The organism is Kitasatospora sp. NPDC057198 (assembly GCF_042670125.1).
In the GTDB taxonomy this organism is placed as follows: Bacteria; Actinomycetota; Actinomycetes; order Streptomycetales; family Streptomycetaceae; genus Kitasatospora.
This window is the reverse complement of the sequence record NZ_JBHUWH010000118.1, coordinates 1-18,884: the sequence shown is the minus strand read 5'-3', so window position 1 is coordinate 18,884 and position 18,884 is coordinate 1. Positions and strand designations below refer to the sequence as shown.

Genomic DNA, 18,884 nt, shown 5'->3' with positions numbered 1-18,884 from the left:
GAACCGGGCGGGGCGCGCCGTCGCCGTTCTCCGCCCTTTCACCGGGTGACGGGTATCACATCGTGGACGGTTCGGGCGTCAGGCTCGTCTAGGGTGTCCGGGATGAACAGCGGACACCGGAACCGGGGCGACTCGGCGGACTCGTTCCCTCCCGGCGTCGACCCCGCCGACCAGTGGGTGCTCGACCCGGCCACCGGCGAGTTCCGGCTCGATCTGGACGCGGGACGGCGGCCCTCCGCCGCACGGCCCTCCGCCGCACGGCCCCGCGCCGCTTCGGCGCGTCCGCAGGACGGGCGCCGGGGCGCGGACTCCGCCGCCGCCGCCTCCGCCGCGGAGCCGGCCGGCGGGCGGGGCTCCCGGGCCGCCGCCCGCAGCCCGAAGGGCTCGACCGCGGTGCCGGGCGGCCGGGCCACCCGCCGCAAGGGCCGCTCCAGCCGCGGCCGGCGGGTGCTGAAGTGGACCGCGGGCACGCTCGGCCTGGTGCTGGTGGCGGGCTGCGGCGGCGCGTACTACGTGTACCAGCACTTCAACAACAACATCTCCTCGGTGAAGGTCCAGGTCGGCGACGAGTCCGAGCGCCCGCAGGCGACCGACGCGCTGAACATCCTGGTGATCGGCACCGACAGCCGGGTCGGCCTGGGCCGCGAGTACGGCGACGAGGGCTCGGCCGGGCACGCGGACACCACGCTGCTGTTCCACATCTCCAAGGACCGCTCCAACGCGACGGTGCTGTCCATCCCGCGCGACCTGATGGTGCAGATCCCGGAGTGCAAGACCGGTGACAAGACCATCCCCGGCGAGGCGCGGGCGATGTTCAACACCAGCCTGGGGCAGGACGGGCGCGACCCCGGCTGCACCTGGAAGACCGTGGAGAAGCTGACCGGCGTCCGGATCAACCACTTCATGATGGTCAACTTCGAGGCGGTGAAGACGCTTTCGACCGCGGTCGGCGGGGTCGAGGTGTGCGCCGCCACCGACATCAACGACCCGTACTCGCACCTGAAGATGAGCGCGGGCCGGCACGTGGTGCAGGGCGAGGAGGCGCTGGCCTTCGTCCGGACCCGGCACGCGGTGGGCTTCGGCGGCGACCTGACCCGCATCCCGCTGCAGCAGCAGTTCATCTCCTCGATGATCCGCAAGATGAAGAGCAGCGACACCCTGACCAGCCCCGGCAAGCTGTGGGACCTGGCGGACGCCGCCACCAAGGCGCTCACCGTCGACGACGGGATCGGCAGCGTCAACAAGCTGAAGGACCTGGCGCTCGACATCTCCCGGATCGACACCAAGAACATCACCTTCACCACGGTGCCGGTGATCGACGACCCGACGGACAGCAACCGCCTGGTGCTCAAGCCGAACGACGCCCAGCAGGTGTTCTCGATGATCGTCGCGGACCGCTCGCTGACCGACGTCCCCTCGCCGAGCCCGACCCCCGAGGCGCCCGCCCCGTCCTCGTCCGCGCCCGCCGCGCCGCAGGTGGACGCGGCCGGGGTGAAGGTCACCGTGCGCAACGGCAGCGGGGTCGCCAAGCAGGCCGCGAAGGTCGCCACCACGCTCCAGGACAAGGGCTTCGCGCTGGCCGTCGCGGGCAACAACGCCGACGCGGCCGCCAGCAGCACGGTCTCCTACCCCGCCGGGCACGAGGACGAGGCGCAGGCGGTGGCCGCGGCCCTCGGGCTCCCGGCGACGGCGGTGCAGGCCGGCGGCAAGCTCGGCGCGAAGGACGGCATCGTGGTCGTCGTCGGCAAGGACTTCACCGGCGCGGGCGGCACGCCCTCGGCGGCGCCGTCCGAGGCACCCAAGGACATCCAGCGGGTGCAGGCGGACGACACCAACGTCTGCGCGTCCAAGGCGAAGTAGCGGGAGCGCCTTCAGGGGCTCGGGGAACGGCGAAGAGCCCCGCCAGGGGCTCGGGGAACGGCGAAGAGCCCCGCCAGGGGCTCGGGGAACGGCGAAGAGCCCCGCCAGGGGCTCGGGGAACGGCGAGCCCGGGTCTGCTGACGGTGCACTGCCGTTGCGCGCCGCCGCTTCCGGTTCCCTTGAAGACACGCAGCAGCACGAACACTCCGATGGGCTCCGGCCACCAGCAGCACGGACCCGCCGTTCCCCGGGCCCCTGAAGGTGCTCTCCGACGCCTGCCCGGCAGGGCTACGCGTCGCGGGTGAGGGTGTCGGGGGCGCTCTCGGTGTAGGTCTCGCCGGTGCGGGGGCAGCGCCAGCGGCCGGGGCCGTCCGGGGTGAGGGGTTCGCCGGCCCGGCCCACCCATTTGATGCGGCGGGCGGGGACGCCGGCCACCAGGGCGTGGTCGGGGACGTCCCGGTGGACGACGGCGCCCGCGGCGACCAGGGCCCAGCGGCCGACGGTGACGCCGGCGACCAGGACGGCGCGGCCGCCGATCGAGCAGCCCTCGCGCAGGGTCACGCCGCGGGCGTGCCAGTCGTCGCCGCGCTTGAGCTTGCCGTCCGGGTCGACGGAGCGCGGGTAGAGGTCGTTGGTGAGGACGGCGGCGGGGCCGACGAAGACGCCGTCCTCCAGGACCGCGGGCTCGTACACCAGGGCGTGGTTCTGGAGCTTGACCCGGTCGCCGAGCCGGACGCCGGGGCCGACGTACGCGCCGCGGCCGATGATGCACTCGGCGCCGATCCGGGCGTCCTCCCGGACTTGGGCGAGGTGCCAGACGGTGCTGCCGGGGCCGATCTCGGCACTCGGGTCGACGTCGGCGGTGGCCTCGATCCTGGGGGCGCTGGTCGTCATGGCGCGAGCCTAGTGCGCGGGGGCGGTCACCGTCCGGCGTTCCGGGGAGCGGCCCCGACGAACCGCCGGGCCGGTCGGCGGACCCTCCGGCGTGCCGTCCGGCGGGTGGCGGCCGGGCCGCCTAGCATCCGGAAGATGCCCCGTCAGCACCCGTCCGAACGCCAGCCCGCACCCGTTCGGCCGCGGCGGCCGGGCCGCCGCCGCTGGGGCCGCTGGGCGGCGGGCTCCCTCTCCTTCGCGGTGCTGGCCACCTCGTGCGGCGGGTGGGCGGTGCTGAACGGCATCGGTTCCTCGCTCGACCGGGTGGACGCGATCGGCGGCGGGCCGGACCGCCCGGCCGACGACGGCGCGGAGACCTTCCTGGTGGTGGGCACCGACGAGCGCGAGGGCATCCCGGAGTCCACCCTGAAGGACGTGCTGCACGCGGGCGGCGAGTCCTGCCACTGCACCGACACGATGATGGTCGTGCAGCTGTCCGCGGACCGCGGCCGGGCCACCGTGGTCTCCGTCCCGCGCGACTCCTACGTGGACATCCCCGCGCACCAGGACCCCGCCACCGGGAAGCAGGTGGCCGCCTCCAAGGGCAAGATCAACGCGGCGTACGGGATGGGCGGGGCGCCGCTGGCGGTGCGCACCGTCGAGCAGAACACCGGGCTGCGGATCGACCACTACGTCGAGGTGAACTTCCTCGCCTTCGTCTCCACCGTGGACGCCCTGGGCGGCGTCGAGGTGTGCACCGCCAAGCCGCTCGAGGACGACTACTCGGGCCTGGACCTGCCGGCCGGCACCACCAGGCTGGACGGCGCGCAGGCGCTGCGCTACGTCCGGGCCCGGCACGTGGACGGCTCCTCCGACCTCGGGCGGATGCACCGCCAGCAGAAGTTCCTGGCCCAGCTGCTGCACCGGGCGTCCTCCGGGGACACCCTGCTCGACCCGGCGAAGCTGACCGGGGTGCTGGACACCGTGCTGCGCTCGGTCAAGGTCGACAAGGGGCTGGGCAACGCCGAACTGCTGGAGTTCGCGAGCCGGTTGAAGGACCTGTCGGCGGCGAACGCGGACTTCGCCACGGTGCCGCTGGCCGAGGTCGACCACCAGGTCGCGGGGTGGGGGTCCACCGTGCTGTGGGACGAGAAGGGCGCGGCCGCGCTGTTCGAGGCCGTCCGGGCCGGGCGTCCGCTCACCGGGGCCGGGGGGCCGGTGTCCTCCGCATCGCCGAGCCCCTCGCCCGTTGCCGGAACGGTTCCTCCGGGCGAGGTCCGGGTGCAGGTGCTCAACGGCGCGGGCGTCCAGGGGCTGGGCTTCCGGGTCGACGCGGAGCTGCGCAAGGCCGGGTTCGCCACCACCGGCATGCCGTCCAACGCGCCCGGCGGCGGGACGGGCGCGACCCGGACGGTGATCCGCTACGACCCGCGCTGGGACGAGTCGGTGAAGACGCTGGCCGCGGCGCTGCCCGACGCCGAGCTCGAATCCGTCCCGGGTCTGGGGGCGACCTTCCAGGTGGTTGCGGGCAGCGGGTACCGCGGGCCGTCGGGGGAGGGCGGCGCGGCGGGGCCCTCGGCGACGGCCGCTGCGACGGCGGGTGCCTCCGCGACGGCCGGGCCTTCGGCGGTGGCGGGGGCGGAGAGCGGGAGCGAGATCGGCTGTCCGTGAGGGGCGCGCAGCAGCGCGGGCACTTCGACGGGCCCCGGCCGCCAGCGGCACCGCCCCGCCGCTCCCCGGGCCCCTGACGGGGCTCGGCGGACGGCGGGGCTCGGCGGACGGCGGGGCTCGGCGGACGGCGGGGCGGTGGGTGTCAGTCGGAGGCGATGGCGGCCAGGACGTTCATCCGGGCGGCGCGGAAGGCCGGGACGAGGGCGGCGATCAGGCCGATGAGCACGGAGCCGAGCAGGACGGTGGCCACGGTGCCGGTGGGGACGGTCAGGACGGTCAGGCCGTTGCCGGCGAGGACGGACCGGGCGGTGACGCCCCAGGCGAGGCCGAGCACGGTGCCGAGGACGGCGCCGAACAGGGCGATGACCACGGATTCGAGCCGGACCACCCGGCGCAGCTGGCGGCGGGAGAGGCCGATGGCGCGCAGCAGGCCGATCTCCCGGGTGCGCTCGACCACCGACAGGGCCAGGGTGTTGACCACGCCGAGGACGGCGACCACGATCGTCAGGCCGAGCAGGCCGTAGACCATGGCGAGCAGTTGGTCGACCTGGTCCTTGATCATGTCCTTGTAGCCGGCCTGGTCCTTGACCATCAGCTGCGGGTAGGACTCCAGCGCCTTCTGCAGGTCGGCGAGCACGGCGCCCTTGTCGGCGCCGGCCGAGGCTCCGGCGAACAGCGTGCTGTCGCCGGGGAGTTGGCCGTTCAGGCCGGTGGAGACGGTGTTCATGCCGGTGAAGAAGTTGCCGTCGAACAGTTGGTTGCCGGTCTCCAGGACGGCGGCGACCGGGATGGTCTGGGTGCGGCCCTCGCCGTAGGCGACGGCGATCGGGTCGCCGACCTTCAGGTGGTGCGCGTCGGCGAACTTCTGGTCGACCGAGAGGCCGCCGTTGAACACGCCCTCGGCGGTGCCGGAGGCGACCGGCAGGCGGAAGTCCCGGGTGAAGTTCGGGTCGGCGGCGACCAGCCCGGTCTTGGTGCGGGCGCCGTCGGGGGTGGTGAGTTCGGCGGGGACCTCCTTCTCCCGGGTGATGTGGTCGACACCGGCGGTGTGCTCGACCGCCCGGGCCGCGTCCGCCGGGATGGTGGCGCGGCCGCCGGCGACGATGTAGTCGGCGCCGACGGTCTTGTCGATCTGGGCGGTGGCCGAGGAGACCATGGAGGAGGTGATCACGGAGGCGCCGACGACCACGGCCAGGCCGATCATCAGGGCGGCGGCGGTGGAGCCGGTGCGGCGCGGGTTGCGCATGACGTTGCGCTGGGCGAGCCGGCCGGCCGGGCCGAACAGGGCGGACAGCGGGCCGCCGAGCAGCCGGAGCAGGCCGGAGACCAGCAGCGGGCCGAGCACCACGGCGCCGACCAGGGTGGCGAGCACGCCGAGGCCGATCAGCATCCCGCCGTTGGCGCCGGAGGAGGAGGCGGCGAGCACCAGGGCGGCGGCGCCCAGCAGCGTGACCAGGCCGCCGACCGCGGTGCGGATCCGGTTGGCCCGGGGCTCGACCGGGGCGGCGTGGTCGAGCAGCGCGGCCATCGGGGTGATCCGGGAGGCGCGGCGGGCCGGGACGAACGCGGCGAGCAGCGTCACCAGCACGCCGACCGTGTACGAGACCGCCGGCACCGTCCAGGTGATCTCCAGCGAGGCGTCCAGGCCCATGCCGGCGGCCCGCATCAGCTGGATCATGCCGAGCGCGAGGCCGAGGCCGGCGCCGATGCCCAGGGTGGAGCCGAGCACGCCGAGGATCAGGCCCTCGGTCAGCACCGAGCGGTTGACCTGGGAGCGGCTGCCGCCGATGGCGCGCAGCAGGCCGATCTCCCGGGTGCGCTGGGTGACCAGCATGGAGAAGGTGTTGACGATCAGGAAGCCGCCGACGCCGGCCGCGAGGACGGCGAAGCCGAGCATCGCGTACTTCATGAAGTCCAGGAAGCCGCCGACGCTGTCGGAGTTCTCCTTCTGCTGCTCGGCGGCGGTCTTGGCCTGGAAGCCGCCGCCGAGGTCGGCCAGGGCTGCGGTCTTCAGCTGCTCGTCGGTGCGGGTGCCGTCGCCGAAGACCTCGACGGAGGTGTACGCCTCGGTGCCGAGCAGCACCTGCTGGGCGGTGGCGGTGTCCAGGAAGGCGAGGGCGGCGCCGGGGTTGGTGGTGCGGAAGGTGGCGATGCCGGCGATGGTGAAGTCGTGGTCGGTGTCGGTGATGATCCGGACCTTGGAGCCGAGGCCGAGGTGGGCCTTCTCGGCGGTGTCGGCGTCCAGCACCAGCTGGTCGGCGCCCTGCGGGGCGTGGCCGGAGGTGATGTCGACGGAGTTGCGCGGAGTGTCGGTCCAGTTGCCGGTGAGGGTGGGGGCGCCGGTGGTCGGGCCGATCACCTTGTTGGTGGCGGGGTCGACCAGGGTGGCGTCGGAGGTCATCACCTGGCCGAGGGCGGCCTTGACGCCGGGCTCGGCGGCGACCTTCGCCACCGTGCCCACCGGGATGGTGGGCACCCGGCCGGGGGCGCCGTCGGTGATCTCGTCCTTGGCCCTGGAGACCGAGAGGTCGGAGGCGGTGGAGGCGAACAGCCGGTCGAAGGTGCTGGTGGCGGTGTTGTAGAAGACCAGGGTGCCGGCCACGAAGGCGACCGAGAGCACCACGGCGAGCAGGGAGAGCACCAGGCGCCACTTGTGGGCGAGGAAGCTCCGCAGCGAGGTCTTGAGCAGCATGGGTTCCGGGCTCCGTCTCAGCTGGTGCGCTTGCCGTCGAAACGGCGCATGCGGGTCAGGACGGAGTCGGCGGTGGGGTTGTGCATCTCGTCGACGATCGCGCCGTCGGCGAGGAAGAGCACCCGGTCCGCGTGGCCGGCGGCGACCGGGTCGTGCGTCACCATGACGATGGTCTGGCCGAGTTCGTCGACCGAGCGGCGCAGGAAGCCGAGCACCTCGGCGCCGGAGCGGGAGTCGAGGTTGCCGGTGGGCTCGTCGCCGAAGATGATCTCGGGCCGGGCGGCCAGTGCGCGGGCCACCGCGACGCGCTGCTGCTGGCCGCCGGAGAGCTGGCCGGGGCGGTGCTTGAGGCGCCCGGACAGGCCGACGGTGTCGATCACCTGCTGGAGCCACGCCTGGTCGGGCTTGCGGCCCGCGATGTCCATCGGCAGCGTGATGTTCTCCACCGCGTTCAGGGTGGGGAGCAGGTTGAACGCCTGGAAGATGAAGCCGATCTTGTCCCGGCGCAGCTTGGTCAGCTGCTTGTCCTTGAGCCCGGTGACCTCGGTGTCGCCGATCCAGATCCGGCCCTCGGAGACGGCGTCCAGCCCGGCCAGGCAGTGCATCAGCGTCGACTTGCCGGAGCCTGACGGGCCCATGATCGCGGTGAAGCGGCCGCGCTCGATGTCGACGTCGACCGCGTCCAGCGCCGTCACCCGGGTCTCCCCCGCGCCGTACGCCTTGGTGACCTGCCGGGCCCGGGCGGCGGTGCCGTCCTGCTCCGGCAGGGATGAGAGGTGGGCGGCGCTCGCTGCCGTGGTCACTGCGTGCTCCTGTCGTGGGGTCTGCCGTCGTGGTCCCAGCCTTCCCGGCCCGGCCCCGCCCGCGGAATCCTGCTGGCTGCCGTTCTCGGGTGGGGCCTGCCCCACCTTCGAAGGTGTGGCTGGAGGGATGCCTCCACGGTAGGAGCGGGCCGGGCGGGGGTCGTCCTCCACCGGAGTGACCCCCGTCCCGGGAAAGCGTCCGGGGCCCGGGCCCTCTCCCCTAGGGGTCGCCGCGCCGCGGTCTGAGGGTCCCGGACCCCGGGCGGGGCCGATTCGCTGACGAACGGTCAGCCGGTCGCGGCGAGTCGCGCCCGGTGGGCGAGCGCGGCGGAGAACGCGTCCACCACCGGGGTCAGCAGCACCTCGGTCTCGTGCTCCAGTTCGGTGCCGCCGTCCGCGCGCAGGCCGACGTGCCGGTCCAGCACGAACCAGCCCTGGGTGACGTGCCCGGCGCCCATCGAGTTGAGCACCGGCCGCAGCGCGTAGTCCACCGCCAGCACGTGCGCGGTGGAGCCGCCGGTGGCCAGCGGCAGCACCGTCTTGCCGCGCAGCGCGTACTGCGGCAGCAGGTCGAGCAGGGCCTTCAGCAGGCCCGAGTACGCGGCCTTGTAGACCGGGGTGCCGATCACCACGCCGTCGGCCTGCTCGAACAGCTCGACGGCGCGGGCTATCGCCGGGTCCGAGGTGTCCGCGGCGAGCAGCGCGGCGGCGGGCAGCGAGCGGGCGTCCAGCGCGCGGACCCGGTGCCCGTGCGAGACGAGCCGGCGGTCGACGTGGCGCAGCAGCCGGGTGGTGCGGGAGGTCGCGGACGGGGAGCCGGAGACGGACAGGATCACGGCCATGGAGTCACCTCGGGGCGTGCGGCCGCGGGCATGGCGCGGCCGGAAGGGGGGAGGGGGGTCGGCGGAAGGCGCGGACCGCCGGGGGTGAGATGCGCGCGGCGGTGGGCGTCAGCCGCGACACAGCGAGCAGGACACCCGACCGTGGTCGACGTGCCGCCGACGGGTGAGGACCTGACGCTGCTCCATGCGTTCATGCAAACACGCCCGGTTTCGGCGGGTCAAGGCCGTGCCCGCCTGGTGAACAGTGCCCCGAACCGTCCGCGCCCTGCATCAAAACGGCCACAACGGGGCCCCGGACGCCCCCGCGATCACTGCGCGGGCCCCGGTTCGGGCATCCTTCCCCCATGAACACGTGGCAGGAGCGCCCGGGGGGCGGCGCATACGGGCAGGGCGACGCGGCGCGGGGCCAGGGCGGAGCGGCGGCCGAACCGCCGCTGCCGCCGGAGCTGAACCCGCGCGGCACGGGCGTCCCGCTCTCCCGCCCCACCCGGCAGGACGACGGCCGCCCGTACGGCAGCGGCAACGGCAGCGGGCAGCCCCCGTACGGCAGCGGCAACGGCGGGCAGCCCCCGTACGGCGGCGGCAACGGCGGGCAGCGGCCGTACGAGCCCGGACCGGACCCGGCGGGCCGGGGGCCGAACGGGCCGGGGGCGGGGGCCGGGAGCCCCGGGGCCAGGCCGCGCCGTTCGCGCAAGAAGATCGTCGGCTACTCGGTGCTCGGCCTGGTGCTGGCCCTGCTGGTGACCATGGTCGGCACCTACTTCTGGGCGGACGGCAAGCTGCACCACGAGGACGTGCTGGCCGACTACCCGGGCCGCCCGGCCGCGGGCAAGGGCACCAACTGGCTGATCGTCGGCTCGGACAGCCGGGCCGGCCTCACCGACGCCGACGAGCAGAGCCTGCACACCGGCTCCGCCGAGGGCAAGCGCAGCGACTCGATGATGATCCTGCACATCGGCGACAACGGGAACACCCTGATGTCGATCCCGCGCGACTCCTGGGTGCAGATCCCGGCCCACCTGGACACCTCGGGCAGCGGCAAGACCGTCCCGGCCGCCACCCGCAAGATCAACGCGGCCTTCGCGGCCGGCGGCGGGCGCCTGCTGGTGCAGACCGTCGAGACCAGCATGAACCTGCGGATCGACCACTACGCGGAGATCGGCTTCGCCGGCTTCGTCGGCCTGGTGGACGCCGTCGGCGGCGTCGAGATGACCATCGACCAGCCGGTCAAGGACAAGGACTCCGGCCTCGACCTGCAGGCCGGCACCCAGACCCTGAACGGCAAGCAGGCGCTGGCCTTCGTCCGGCAGCGGCACCAGATGGCCGACCAGGACCTCGGCCGGATGCGCAACCAGCAGAAGTTCCTCGGCGCGCTGGCCAAGCAGGCCGCCTCGCCGGGGACGCTGCTCAACCCGTTCACCTTCTACCCGCTGGTCTCGGCCGGGCTGGACACCGTGATCGTCGACAAGGACGCCGGGCTGACCGACCTGGGCTCGATGTTCCTGGCGATGAAGGGCGTCACCAGCGGCGACGGCAAGACCATCACCGTGCCGATCGGCAACCCGGACTACCGCACCCCCACTGGCGAGTCCGCCGTCAAGTGGGACGACGCCAAGTCCAAGGCGGTCTTCGAGGCGATGCGCAACGACACCCCCGTCCCGGCGGTCTCCAAGTAGCCGCCACGGCTCCCCCGCGCCCCGCGGCGGCGTCCGGAATTCGCTCGGCGGATCCGAACTGCCGCCGCGGGGCGCGTCGTTCGGCCCGCGGCGGCCGGGGCGGCGGGAGAATGTCGGCCATGTCGCTGGTGACCTCCCTCATCTACCGCCGCCGCAGCCGGCTGTTCGGCCGCCTGGTCCAGGAGGCCCTGGCCCTGTACGGGATGGAGGTCCCGGCCGCCGCCGAGATCGGCCCCGGACTGGTGGTCTTCCACCGCGGCTTCGGCACCGTGCTGCACCCGTACACCACGCTGGGCGCGAACGTCACCCTGTACAACGGCGTCACCATCGGCCGGGCCGACCCGTGGGTGCCGCAGGAGTCGTCCGCGATGCGGCGGGTGGTGCTGGAGGACGGCGTGGTGGTCTGCGCCGGGGCGAAGATCGTCTGCAAGAGCGGCGTCCTGACCGTCGGCGCCGACACCGTCGTCGGCGCGAACGCCGTGCTGACCCGCTCGACCGGGCCCGGCGAGATCTGGGCCGGCGCCCCGGCGCGGAAGGTCGGCGAGCGGCACCGGGTGCACGAGCAGGGTCAGGCCGCGGCCGTCAGCTGACGTCCTCCCCGAGGGTGTCGGTGCTGGTGCGGTGGTCGGCCAGGTAGGCGTCCATCCGGTCGGTGCGCATCGCGTCCCACAGCACGCCCGCGGCGCCGTCGTCCATCAGGACCACGGCCTGGCCGTCGACGGTGTCGAAGCCGCCGAACGGGGCGTTCATGAAGTGGACGTTGTCCGGGCGGACGTCGCGCAGGCTCCAGGCGAGGTCGTAGAGGTCGGTGTTGCTGAGCCGGTCGTCGACGCTGGCCACGTCGCCGATGGTGCCGAGCAGGCCGGTGAGCTTGGACGGGCTGGAGAGGGTGCCCGAGCTCATGGTCTTGATCATCAGGGCGCGCAGGAAGTTCTGCTGCCGCTTGGTGCGGTCCAGGTCGCCGTTGGGCAGGCCGTGCCGCTCGCGGACGTAGAGCAGCGCCTCGGCGCCGTCCATGTGGTGGGTGCCGGCCAGCCACTCCCGGGCGTCGCCCTTGGCCTCGATGGTGCGCGGGATGGTGATGTCCACGCCGCCGACGGCGTCGGTGAGGGCGCGGAAGCCGTTCCAGTCGATCACCGCGATGTGGTCGATCCTGATCCGGGTGAGGTCCTGGACGGTCTGGATCATCAGCGCCGGGCCGCCCCAGGAGTAGGCCGCGTTGATCTTCGCCCTGCCGTGGCCGGGGACGGGCACCCAGGTGTCGCGCGGGATGGACACCAGCGAGACCGACTTCCGGTCCGCCGAGATGTGCATCAGCATCATGGTGTCGCTGCGCTGCGCCCCGGCCTGCCAGGCCGGGGCCTTTGCGTCCTTGCCGGTGGTCGGCGCGTCGGAGCGGGCGTCCAGGCCGACCAGCAGGAAGGTCTGCCCGCTGTGCGGCACCGCCGACGGCTGCTCGGAGGCGGGCAGCGTCGGGAAGGCGTCCGGGATCCGCCGCACCGAGGACGCGTAGTGGTCGGCCACCCACAGCACCGCGCCGAACGCGCCGCCGAACAGCACCAGCAGCACCGCCAGCGTCCAGGCCAGCAGCCGCCGAGCCCGCCGCCGGCGCCGCGGCGGGGCCGCCCCGGCCCCCTCCCCGGCCTCGTCCGCCGCCGCGGACCCGTCGCCGTCCCCGTCCTCGTCGCCGTCCTCGTCCCGGTCGAAGATGCTCAGCGGCCCGGTGTCCTCCTCCGGCCCGTCGTCCCGCCCCTTGGAAGTCATGGCGGCATTGTGAACCTTCCGTACAGACCTTCGAGCCGAAACCGTGAAATCCGCGCATCCCCGGCATCCGGCCGGACGGCTACCATCGGTGGCTGCGGCCGTCGTCACCCCTGGTACGGCCCGAACCGAAGGGAACACGTGTGGCTCCCCGCATCACGGTGATCGGCACCGGCTACCTGGGCGCGACGCACGCCGCGTGCATGGCGGAGCTCGGGTTCGAGGTCCTGGGTCTCGACGTCGACCGGGACAAGCTGGCGGCGCTGGCCGCGGGCCGGGTGCCGATGTACGAGCCGGGGCTGTCCGAGCTGCTGCTCAAGCACGTCGCGGGCCACCGGGGGTCGACCGGGCGGCTGCGCTTCACCGACTCCTGGGAGGAGGTCGCGGCCTTCGGCGACGTGCACTTCGTCTGCGTGAACACCCCGCAGCGCAAGGGCGAGTTCGCCGCCGACATGAGCTACGTCGACTCCGCGATCGACTCGCTGGCGCCGCTGCTGGAGCGGCCCGTGCTGGTGGTCGGCAAGTCGACGGTGCCGGTCGGCTCGGCGAACCGGCTGGCCGAGCGGCTGGCCGCGCTGGCCCCGGTCGGCGAGCGGGCCGAACTGGCCTGGAACCCGGAGTTCCTGCGCGAGGGCTTCGCGGTCGGCGACACCCTGCACCCGGACCGGCTGGTGGTCGGCGTGCGCAGCGAGAACGCCGAGCGGCTGCTGCGCGAGGTGTACGCGGGCCCGATCGCGGACGGCGTGCCGTTCGTGGTGACCGACTTCCCGACCGCCGAGCTGGTGAAGGCCGCCGCGAACTCCTTCCTGGCCACCAAGATCTCCTTCATCAACGCGATGGCCGAGGTCTGCGAGAGCGCCGGGGCGGACGTGGTGCAGCTGTCCAAGGCGCTGTCCTACGACGAGCGGATCGGCCGCAAGTTCCTCAACGCCGGCCTCGGCTTCGGCGGCGGCTGCCTGCCCAAGGACATCCGGGCGTTCATGGCCCGCGCCGGGGAGCTGGGCGCCGACCAGGCGCTGACCTTCCTGCGCGAGGTCGACTCGATCAACATGCGGCGCCGCTCCCGGATGGTGGAGCTGGCCCGCGAGCAGTGCGGCGGCGGCTTCCTGGGCCGCCGGGTCGCCGTGCTCGGCGCCGCCTTCAAGCCGAACTCGGACGACATCCGGGACTCCCCCGCGCTGAACGTGGCCGGGCAGATCCAGCTGCAGGGCGCCCAGGTCACGGTGTACGACCCGAAGGCGGTGGACAACGCCCGCAAGATGTTCCCCAGCCTCTCCTACGCCGCCTCCCCGCTGGAGGCCGTCGCGGGCGCGCACGTGGTGCTGCACCTCACCGAGTGGCAGGAGTTCCGCGAGCTGGACCCGGAGGAGGTCGGCGCGCTGGTCGCCGAGCGCCGCCTGGTCGACGGCCGCAACGTGCTGGACGGCGAGGCGTGGCGCGCCGCGGGCTGGACCTACCGGGCGATGGGCCGGCCGTCGGCGGAGTGAACGGGGCGGCCGTCCGCGGACGGAACCGCGCGGGCGGCCCGGAATGAGCGGTGCGGTGGCGCCGTTGGCCCTGGCATGAGCTACGGAGACGACGCCACCGTCCGGAAGATCCTCACCGACTCCGGCGACACCTGGGCCGTGGTCGGCCTGTCCGGCAACACCGCGCGCGCCGCGTACGGCGTGGCCCGGGTGCTGCAGCGGGCCGGGAAGCGGATCGTGCCGGTGCACCCGAAGGCCGAGGCGGTGCTCGGCGAGCAGGGCTACGCCTCGCTCGCCGAGATCCCCTTCCCGGTCGACGTGGTGGACGTGTTCGTCAACTCCGAGCTGGCCGGCCCGGTCGCCGACCAGGCGGTGGCGAAGGGGGCGAAGGCCGTCTGGTTCCAGCTCGGGGTGGTCGACGAGGCCGCGTTCGAGCGCACCCGGGCGGCCGGGCTGGACATGGTGATGGACCGCTGCCCGGCGATCGAGCTGCCGAGGCTGTGAGGCCCCCGGTGCTCAGCCGCTGATCGGGAAGGCGATGTCGCAGACCTGGTCGGACGGTCCGGCGGTGGCCCAGTCGGCGAAGTACACCTCGCGGCCGGGGCCGGGCCGCGGGGTGGCGTTGCGCTCCGTCCAGGCACAGACCGCGTCGTAGGCGCTGAGGATCTGCGGGTACTCCACCTGCGCCTTGGTGATCGTGGTGTACGCCTCCCGGTGCGCGGGCTCGGTGCGGTGCGCGGCGGTCAACTCCCCGGCGCGGGCCGGGTCGACCGGGACGCAGACCTCCACCGGGCCGTCGGCGTCCTCGTTGACCTCCCCGTGGTAGACCACGAAGGGGGCCGCCACCACGCCGCCGTGGGCCGCCGCGACGGCCTCCAGCCGGGCGGTGGCCTCCGGGATGAAGCAGTCCAGCTCCTCCGGCCTGGCGCGGCGCCGCTCGGTGAGCACCAGCTGCTCGGGCACCTCGCGCAGTTCGATCCGGTACATCTCGTCGATCCCTTCCAGTCCGCTGAGTTGGACGCGGAGGTGCTCGGCCAGCGTCCGCTGCGAGGCGGTCCGCCGTTCGACGGCGGCCCAGTACGCGGCGACCCGCTCCGCCGCCGCGGGGCCCGGCAGGGCGAGCACCTCGGCGACGGTGGCCAGCGGCATGTCCAGGCCGCGCAGCCGGACGATCAGCCGCGCGGTGGCCAGCCGCTCCGGCCGGTAGTACCGGTAGCCGCTGTCCGGGTCGATCCGGTCCGGCGGCAGCAGGCCCTGCCGGTCGTACAGCCGCAGCGCCTTCGGCGACAGCAGGCCGCGGCGGGCGAACTCACCGGTGGTGAGCAGCCGTTCCTCCTCCACACCGGTCACGCTGCCCCCTGCCCCAGGGGCGAGGTCAAGCGGGCCGTCGTTCATACGCCGTCCAGTTGCTCGCGGGTGGCGATCGAGGGGCGGCGCTCGGCCCGCAGGCGGGTGGCGACCGTCTCGGCGCCGCGCAGTGCCCGCAGTGCGTTGTGCCAGGTCAGCTTGGCGAGGTCGGCCTCGGACCAGCCGCGGCGCAGCAGTTCGGCGACCAGCACCGGGTACCCGGAGACGTCCTCCAGGCCGGCGGGGGTGAAGGCGGTGCCGTCGTAGTCGCCGCCGAGGCCGACGTGGTCGATGCCCGCGACCTCCCGCATGTGGTCGAGGTGGTCGGCGACGGTGGCGGCGGTGGCGACCGGGCGGGGGTGGGCGGCTTCGTAGGCGCGCTGCACGGCCATCGCCTCGGGGGTGGTCTCCAGCGGGTGGAAGCCCCGGGCCGCCATGTTGGCGTCGGCGGCGAGCGTCCACTCGATGGCGGCGGGCAGCACGAACTTGGGCACGAAGGTGACCATCGCGACGCCGCCGTTGGCGGGCAGCTGGGCCAGCACGTCGTCGGGGACGTTGCGCGGGTGGTCGCAGACCGCGCGGGCGGAGGAGTGCGAGAAGACCACCGGGGCCTCGGAGACCCGCAGCGCGTCGCGCATGGTGTCGGCGGAGACGTGCGAGAGGTCGACCAGCATGCCGAGCCGGTTCATCTCCCGCACCACCTCCTCGCCGAACGCGCTCAGCCCGCCGTGCACGGGCTCGTCGGTCGCGGAGTCGGCCCACGGCACGTTGGAGTTGTGGGTGAGCGTCAGGTAGCGCACGCCCAGTTCGTACAGCGCGCGCAGGGTGGCCAGCGAGGAGTTGATGCTGTGGCCGCCCTCGGCACCCATCAGCGAGGCGATCCGGCCCTCGGCGCGGGCGGCCTCCACCTCGTCGGCGGTCAGCGCGAGCCGCAGGTGCTCGGGGTGGCGGGCGGCCATCGCCCTGACGAAGTCGACCTGTTCGAGCGTGGCGCTGACCGCGCCGTCCCCCGACAGCTCGGCCGGCACGTACACCGACCAGAACTGCGCACCGACCCCGCCCGCCCGCAGGCGGCCGAAGTCGGTGTGCAGCCGGTGGCTCTGGTCGGCCGTCAGGTCGACGGCGTCGAGGTCGTACCCGGCCTGGGCGCGCATCGCCCAGGGCAGGTCGTTGTGGCCGTCCACCACCGGCGTGGTGCGCAGGACGGCCCGGGCGCGGTCGAGCAGTTCGGGGGTCATCCCCCCGTTCTACTACTTGCCGAAGCCGAAGGAGTCGTTCCCCGCGACCTTGGCGCGCAGCTTGCGGCCCTTCTCGGTGGCCTGGTTGTTCAGCTCGGCCTGGAACTCGACCATCTTCTCGGCGAGTTCGGCGTCGAACGCGGCCAGCATCCGGACCGCGAGCAGCCCGGCGTTGCGCGCGCCGGCGACCGACACGGTGGCCACCGGCACCCCGGCGGGCATCTGGACGATCGACAGCAGGCTGTCCATGCCGTCCAGGTAGCGCAGCGGCACCGGCACGCCGATCACCGGCAGCGGCGTCACGGACGCCAGCATCCCCGGCAGGTGCGCCGCGCCGCCGGCCCCGGCGATGATCGCCTTCAGCCCGCGCCCGTGCGCCTGCTCGCCGTACGCGACCATCTCGCGCGGCATCCGGTGCGCGGAGACCACGTCGACCTCGTACGGGATCTCGAACTCGTCGAGCGCCTGCGCGGCGGCCTCCATCACGGGCCAGTCGGAGTCGGAGCCCATCACGATGCCGACAAGGGGGGAGGTCATTCCTGGATCGTTCCTCGCAGGTAGGCGGCCGCGTGGCGGGCGCGCTCGCGGACGTCTTCGAGGTCGTCCCCGAAGACGTTGACGTGGCCGACCTTGCGGCCGGGCTTCACGTCCTTTCCGTACATGTGGATCTTGAGGCCCGGGTCCCGGGCCATGCAGTGCAGGAAGGCGCGGTACATGTCGGGGTAGTCGCCGCCGAGGACGTTGACCATGACGGTCCACTTGGCGCGCGGGCGGGGGTCGCCGAGCGGAAGGTCGAGGACGGCGCGCAGGTGGTTCTCGAACTGGGAGGTGCCGGCGCCGTCCTGGGACCAGTGGCCGGAGTTGTGCGGGCGCATGGCCAGCTCGTTGACCAGGATCCGGCCGTCGCGGGTCTGGAAGAGCTCGACGGCGAGGTGGCCGGTGATGTCGAGTTCGCCGGCGATCCGCAGGGCGAGCTGCTGGGCCTCGTCGGAGAGGGCCGGGTCGAGGTCGGGCGCGGGGGCGGTGACCTCGGCGCAGATGCCGTTCTCCTGGACGGACTCGACGACGGGGTAGGCGACGGCCTGGCCGCTGGGCGAGCGGACCACGTTGGCGGCGAGCTCGCGCAGGAAGTCGACCTTCTCCTCGGCGAGCACCGGGACGCCGGCCAGGAAGGGGGCGGCGGCCTCGCTCTCGTCCTTGACGACCCAGACGCCCTTGCCGTCGTAGCCGCCGCGGACGGTCTTCAGGACGACGGGGTAGCCCTCGCCGCCGCCCTCGTGCGCGAAGGCGGTGACGTCGGCCGGGTCGGCGACCAGGCGGTGCCGGGGACAGGGGACGCCGATGGAGTCGAGGGTGGCCCGCATGACGCCCTTGTCCTGGGCGTTGACCAGCGCGTGCGGCCCGGGGCGGACGGCGACGCCCTCGGCCTGCAGGGTGCGCAGGTGCTCGGTGGGGACGTGCTCGTGGTCGAAGGTGATCACGTCGCAGTCGGCGGCGAAGGCCCGCAGCGTGTCGAGGTCGCGGTAGTCGCCGAGCACGGTGGTGCCGACCACCTGCGCGGCCGACTCCTGGGGGGTGTCGGCGAGGAGTTTGAAGCGGATGCCCAGCGGGATGCCCGCCTGGTGCATCATGCGGGCGAGCTGCCCGCCGCCGATGACTCCGACCACTGGAAAGTTCGCATTGCCCGCTACAGTCACGCGCTCCAGGATATCCGGGCCGGTGGGGGCCCTCGTACCCGCGTGCGCGGGGGTCGCGCGCGTCCGGATCGCGCGCTGTCCGCGGTGGAGCACGCACGGAGTGCGGGTAGCCTGGTGGGCCGGATCGCACGACACCTACTTATCCGATCATGTGAAGTAGACGTAGACGGAGACAGCCCGGATGACGAGCACCATCGAGACGCGCCCCTCCCTGGCCCAGCGGCTGCGCGGGATGCGGATGGAAGCCCTCGGCTTCGCCCTGGTCGGCGCCTCCGGCGTGGTGGTCAACTTCGGCCTGTTCTGGATCCTCAACCACGTCCTCGGCCTGGCCCCGCTGCGCTCCAACGTCGGCGCGACGGCGGTGGCGATCGCCTCCAACTACCTCGGCTACCGCTACTGGCTCTACCGGGACCGCGACGCCGCCTCCCGCAGGCGCGAGATCACGCTGTTCCTGCTGTTCAGCGGCGTCGGCATGGCGATCGAGACCGGCATCATGGAGTTCTCCCAGCACGTGCTCGGCCTGGGCACCTCGCTGGAGCTGCTGGGCGGCAAGTTCTTCGGCCTGGTGGTGGCCACCGTCTTCCGCTTCGTCTCCTACCGCACCTGGGTGTTCAAGGCGATGCCGGAGCTGGAGGACCCCGGGGTGGTGCAGCAGGCCGAACTGCTGCTGGCCGCCGAGGAGGAGCGCCCCGCGCTGGCCAACTGAGCCCCGCTCAGTCGCCCCCGCGGGCGAGGAAGAGCGCGAACACCGGCGGCCGCAGCGACAGCAGTTCGAGGCGGCCGCCGTCGGCTTCGGCGATGTCCCGGGCGACGGCCAGGCCGATGCCGGTGGAGTTGCGGCCGCTGACCGCCCGTTCGAAGACCCGGTTGCCGAGCTCCCGGGGCACGCCGGGCCCCTCGTCCTGGACCTCGGCGACCACCAGGTGCGAGGCGATCTCCAGGTTCGACAGTCCTTGGG

The 18,884-nt window shown here is 73.5% G+C and carries 17 protein-coding genes; 7 read left to right on the top strand and 10 right to left on the bottom strand.

What is annotated here, in order from left to right; genetic code table 11:
• The first annotated feature begins 102 nt into the window (after positions 1–102).
• Complete coding sequence (locus ACFUEL_RS16085; protein ID WP_380236866.1) at positions 103–1,860, top strand: LCP family protein; 1,758 nt, start codon at positions 103–105, stop codon at positions 1,858–1,860.
• A gap of 288 nt (positions 1,861–2,148) precedes the next feature.
• Here ACFUEL_RS16085 and ACFUEL_RS16080 read toward each other — a convergent pair whose 3' ends face one another.
• Positions 2,149–2,754: an acyltransferase gene (locus tag ACFUEL_RS16080; RefSeq protein WP_380236865.1), complete on the bottom strand. Its 606-nt coding sequence runs from the start codon at positions 2,752–2,754 to the stop codon at positions 2,149–2,151.
• A gap of 135 nt (positions 2,755–2,889) precedes the next feature.
• Here ACFUEL_RS16080 and ACFUEL_RS16075 point away from each other — a divergent pair, with 135 nt between their 5' ends.
• Complete coding sequence (locus tag ACFUEL_RS16075; protein WP_380236864.1) at positions 2,890–4,404, top strand: LCP family protein; 1,515 nt, start codon at positions 2,890–2,892, stop codon at positions 4,402–4,404.
• A 142-nt stretch (positions 4,405–4,546) separates the two neighbouring features.
• Here ACFUEL_RS16075 and ACFUEL_RS16070 read toward each other — a convergent pair whose 3' ends face one another.
• From ACFUEL_RS16070 to ssuE, 3 genes are all read right to left on the bottom strand, one after another.
• On the bottom strand, positions 4,547–7,096 hold the full coding sequence (locus ACFUEL_RS16070) for an ABC transporter permease (RefSeq protein WP_380236863.1): 2,550 nt from the start codon (positions 7,094–7,096) through the stop codon (positions 4,547–4,549).
• 17 nt (positions 7,097–7,113) lie between these two features.
• The gene (locus ACFUEL_RS16065; RefSeq protein ID WP_380236862.1) at positions 7,114–7,899 is read right to left on the bottom strand and encodes an ABC transporter ATP-binding protein; all 786 of its coding nucleotides are present in this window, start codon (positions 7,897–7,899) and stop codon (positions 7,114–7,116) included.
• A gap of 287 nt (positions 7,900–8,186) precedes the next feature.
• Positions 8,187–8,741 carry an NADPH-dependent FMN reductase gene (gene ssuE, locus ACFUEL_RS16060; protein WP_380236861.1) on the bottom strand — a complete coding sequence of 185 codons (555 nt, stop codon included), beginning with the start codon at positions 8,739–8,741 and terminating at the stop codon, positions 8,187–8,189.
• A gap of 344 nt (positions 8,742–9,085) precedes the next feature.
• Between ssuE and ACFUEL_RS16055 the strand changes: the two genes are divergently transcribed.
• Both ACFUEL_RS16055 and ACFUEL_RS16050 read left to right on the top strand, forming a co-directional pair.
• A complete protein-coding gene (locus ACFUEL_RS16055) occupies positions 9,086–10,417 on the top strand; it encodes an LCP family protein (RefSeq protein ID WP_380236860.1) in 1,332 nt (443 codons plus the stop codon).
• Positions 10,418–10,536: 119 nt separating this feature from the next.
• A complete protein-coding gene (locus ACFUEL_RS16050; protein ID WP_380236859.1) occupies positions 10,537–11,007 on the top strand; it encodes a serine O-acetyltransferase in 471 nt (156 codons plus the stop codon).
• Here the strand turns inward: ACFUEL_RS16050 and ACFUEL_RS16045 are convergent.
• Positions 11,000–12,181 (bottom strand): LCP family protein, encoded by a 1,182-nt coding sequence (locus ACFUEL_RS16045; protein WP_380236858.1) that lies wholly within the window; start codon positions 12,179–12,181, stop codon positions 11,000–11,002. The two genes, ACFUEL_RS16050 and ACFUEL_RS16045, sit on opposite strands and share 8 nt — an antisense overlap.
• Positions 12,182–12,321: 140 nt before the next feature.
• Here ACFUEL_RS16045 and ACFUEL_RS16040 point away from each other — a divergent pair, with 140 nt between their 5' ends.
• Both ACFUEL_RS16040 and ACFUEL_RS16035 read left to right on the top strand, forming a co-directional pair.
• Positions 12,322–13,665: a UDP-glucose dehydrogenase family protein gene (locus tag ACFUEL_RS16040; protein WP_380236857.1), complete on the top strand. Its 1,344-nt coding sequence runs from the start codon at positions 12,322–12,324 to the stop codon at positions 13,663–13,665.
• A gap of 75 nt (positions 13,666–13,740) precedes the next feature.
• Positions 13,741–14,148 (top strand): CoA-binding protein, encoded by a 408-nt coding sequence (locus tag ACFUEL_RS16035; RefSeq protein ID WP_380236856.1) that lies wholly within the window; start codon positions 13,741–13,743, stop codon positions 14,146–14,148.
• A 12-nt stretch (positions 14,149–14,160) separates the two neighbouring features.
• On the opposite strand, the gene ACFUEL_RS16030 is transcribed toward ACFUEL_RS16035, so the two are convergent.
• The 4 genes from ACFUEL_RS16030 to ACFUEL_RS16015 are packed head-to-tail and all read right to left on the bottom strand — an operon-like array spanning position 14,161 to position 17,860.
• Complete coding sequence (locus ACFUEL_RS16030) at positions 14,161–14,994, bottom strand: MerR family transcriptional regulator (RefSeq protein ID WP_380236855.1); 834 nt, start codon at positions 14,992–14,994, stop codon at positions 14,161–14,163.
• 41 nt (positions 14,995–15,035) lie between these two features.
• Positions 15,036–16,229: a dipeptidase gene (locus ACFUEL_RS16025; RefSeq protein WP_380236854.1), complete on the bottom strand. Its 1,194-nt coding sequence runs from the start codon at positions 16,227–16,229 to the stop codon at positions 15,036–15,038.
• A 12-nt stretch (positions 16,230–16,241) separates the two neighbouring features.
• Entirely contained in the window at positions 16,242–16,766 is a 525-nt protein-coding gene (purE, locus tag ACFUEL_RS16020) for a 5-(carboxyamino)imidazole ribonucleotide mutase (RefSeq protein WP_344553193.1), read from the bottom strand.
• Positions 16,763–17,860, bottom strand: coding sequence for a 5-(carboxyamino)imidazole ribonucleotide synthase (locus tag ACFUEL_RS16015; protein WP_380236867.1), 1,098 nt, complete (start codon positions 17,858–17,860; stop codon positions 16,763–16,765). Before ACFUEL_RS16015 ends, purE begins: the two co-directional genes overlap by 4 nt.
• A gap of 247 nt (positions 17,861–18,107) precedes the next feature.
• On the opposite strand from ACFUEL_RS16015, the gene ACFUEL_RS16010 reads away from it, so the two are divergent.
• The gene (locus tag ACFUEL_RS16010; protein WP_380236853.1) at positions 18,108–18,632 is read left to right on the top strand and encodes a GtrA family protein; all 525 of its coding nucleotides are present in this window, start codon (positions 18,108–18,110) and stop codon (positions 18,630–18,632) included.
• A gap of 7 nt (positions 18,633–18,639) precedes the next feature.
• On the opposite strand, the gene ACFUEL_RS16005 is transcribed toward ACFUEL_RS16010, so the two are convergent.
• The coding region (locus tag ACFUEL_RS16005) for a sensor histidine kinase (RefSeq protein WP_380236852.1) at positions 18,640–18,884 on the bottom strand (245 nt) is incomplete at its 5' end.

Coding starts and splice junctions, on each gene's coding strand:
- ACFUEL_RS16085 (WP_380236866.1), top strand. CDS start 103: ATGAACAGCGGACACCGGAACCGGGGCGACTCGGCGGACTCGTTCCCT.
- ACFUEL_RS16080 (WP_380236865.1), bottom strand. CDS start 2,754: ATGACGACCAGCGCCCCCAGGATCGAGGCCACCGCCGACGTCGACCCG.
- ACFUEL_RS16075 (WP_380236864.1), top strand. CDS start 2,890: ATGCCCCGTCAGCACCCGTCCGAACGCCAGCCCGCACCCGTTCGGCCG.
- ACFUEL_RS16070 (WP_380236863.1), bottom strand. CDS start 7,096: ATGCTGCTCAAGACCTCGCTGCGGAGCTTCCTCGCCCACAAGTGGCGC.
- ssuE (WP_380236861.1), bottom strand. CDS start 8,741: ATGGCCGTGATCCTGTCCGTCTCCGGCTCCCCGTCCGCGACCTCCCGC.
- ACFUEL_RS16055 (WP_380236860.1), top strand. CDS start 9,086: ATGAACACGTGGCAGGAGCGCCCGGGGGGCGGCGCATACGGGCAGGGC.
- ACFUEL_RS16050 (WP_380236859.1), top strand. CDS start 10,537: ATGTCGCTGGTGACCTCCCTCATCTACCGCCGCCGCAGCCGGCTGTTC.
- ACFUEL_RS16045 (WP_380236858.1), bottom strand. CDS start 12,181: ATGACTTCCAAGGGGCGGGACGACGGGCCGGAGGAGGACACCGGGCCG.
- ACFUEL_RS16035 (WP_380236856.1), top strand. CDS start 13,741: ATGAGCTACGGAGACGACGCCACCGTCCGGAAGATCCTCACCGACTCC.
- ACFUEL_RS16025 (WP_380236854.1), bottom strand. CDS start 16,229: ATGACCCCCGAACTGCTCGACCGCGCCCGGGCCGTCCTGCGCACCACG.
- purE (WP_344553193.1), bottom strand. CDS start 16,766: ATGACCTCCCCCCTTGTCGGCATCGTGATGGGCTCCGACTCCGACTGG.
- ACFUEL_RS16015 (WP_380236867.1), bottom strand. CDS start 17,860: ATGATGCACCAGGCGGGCATCCCGCTGGGCATCCGCTTCAAACTCCTC.
- ACFUEL_RS16010 (WP_380236853.1), top strand. CDS start 18,108: ATGACGAGCACCATCGAGACGCGCCCCTCCCTGGCCCAGCGGCTGCGC.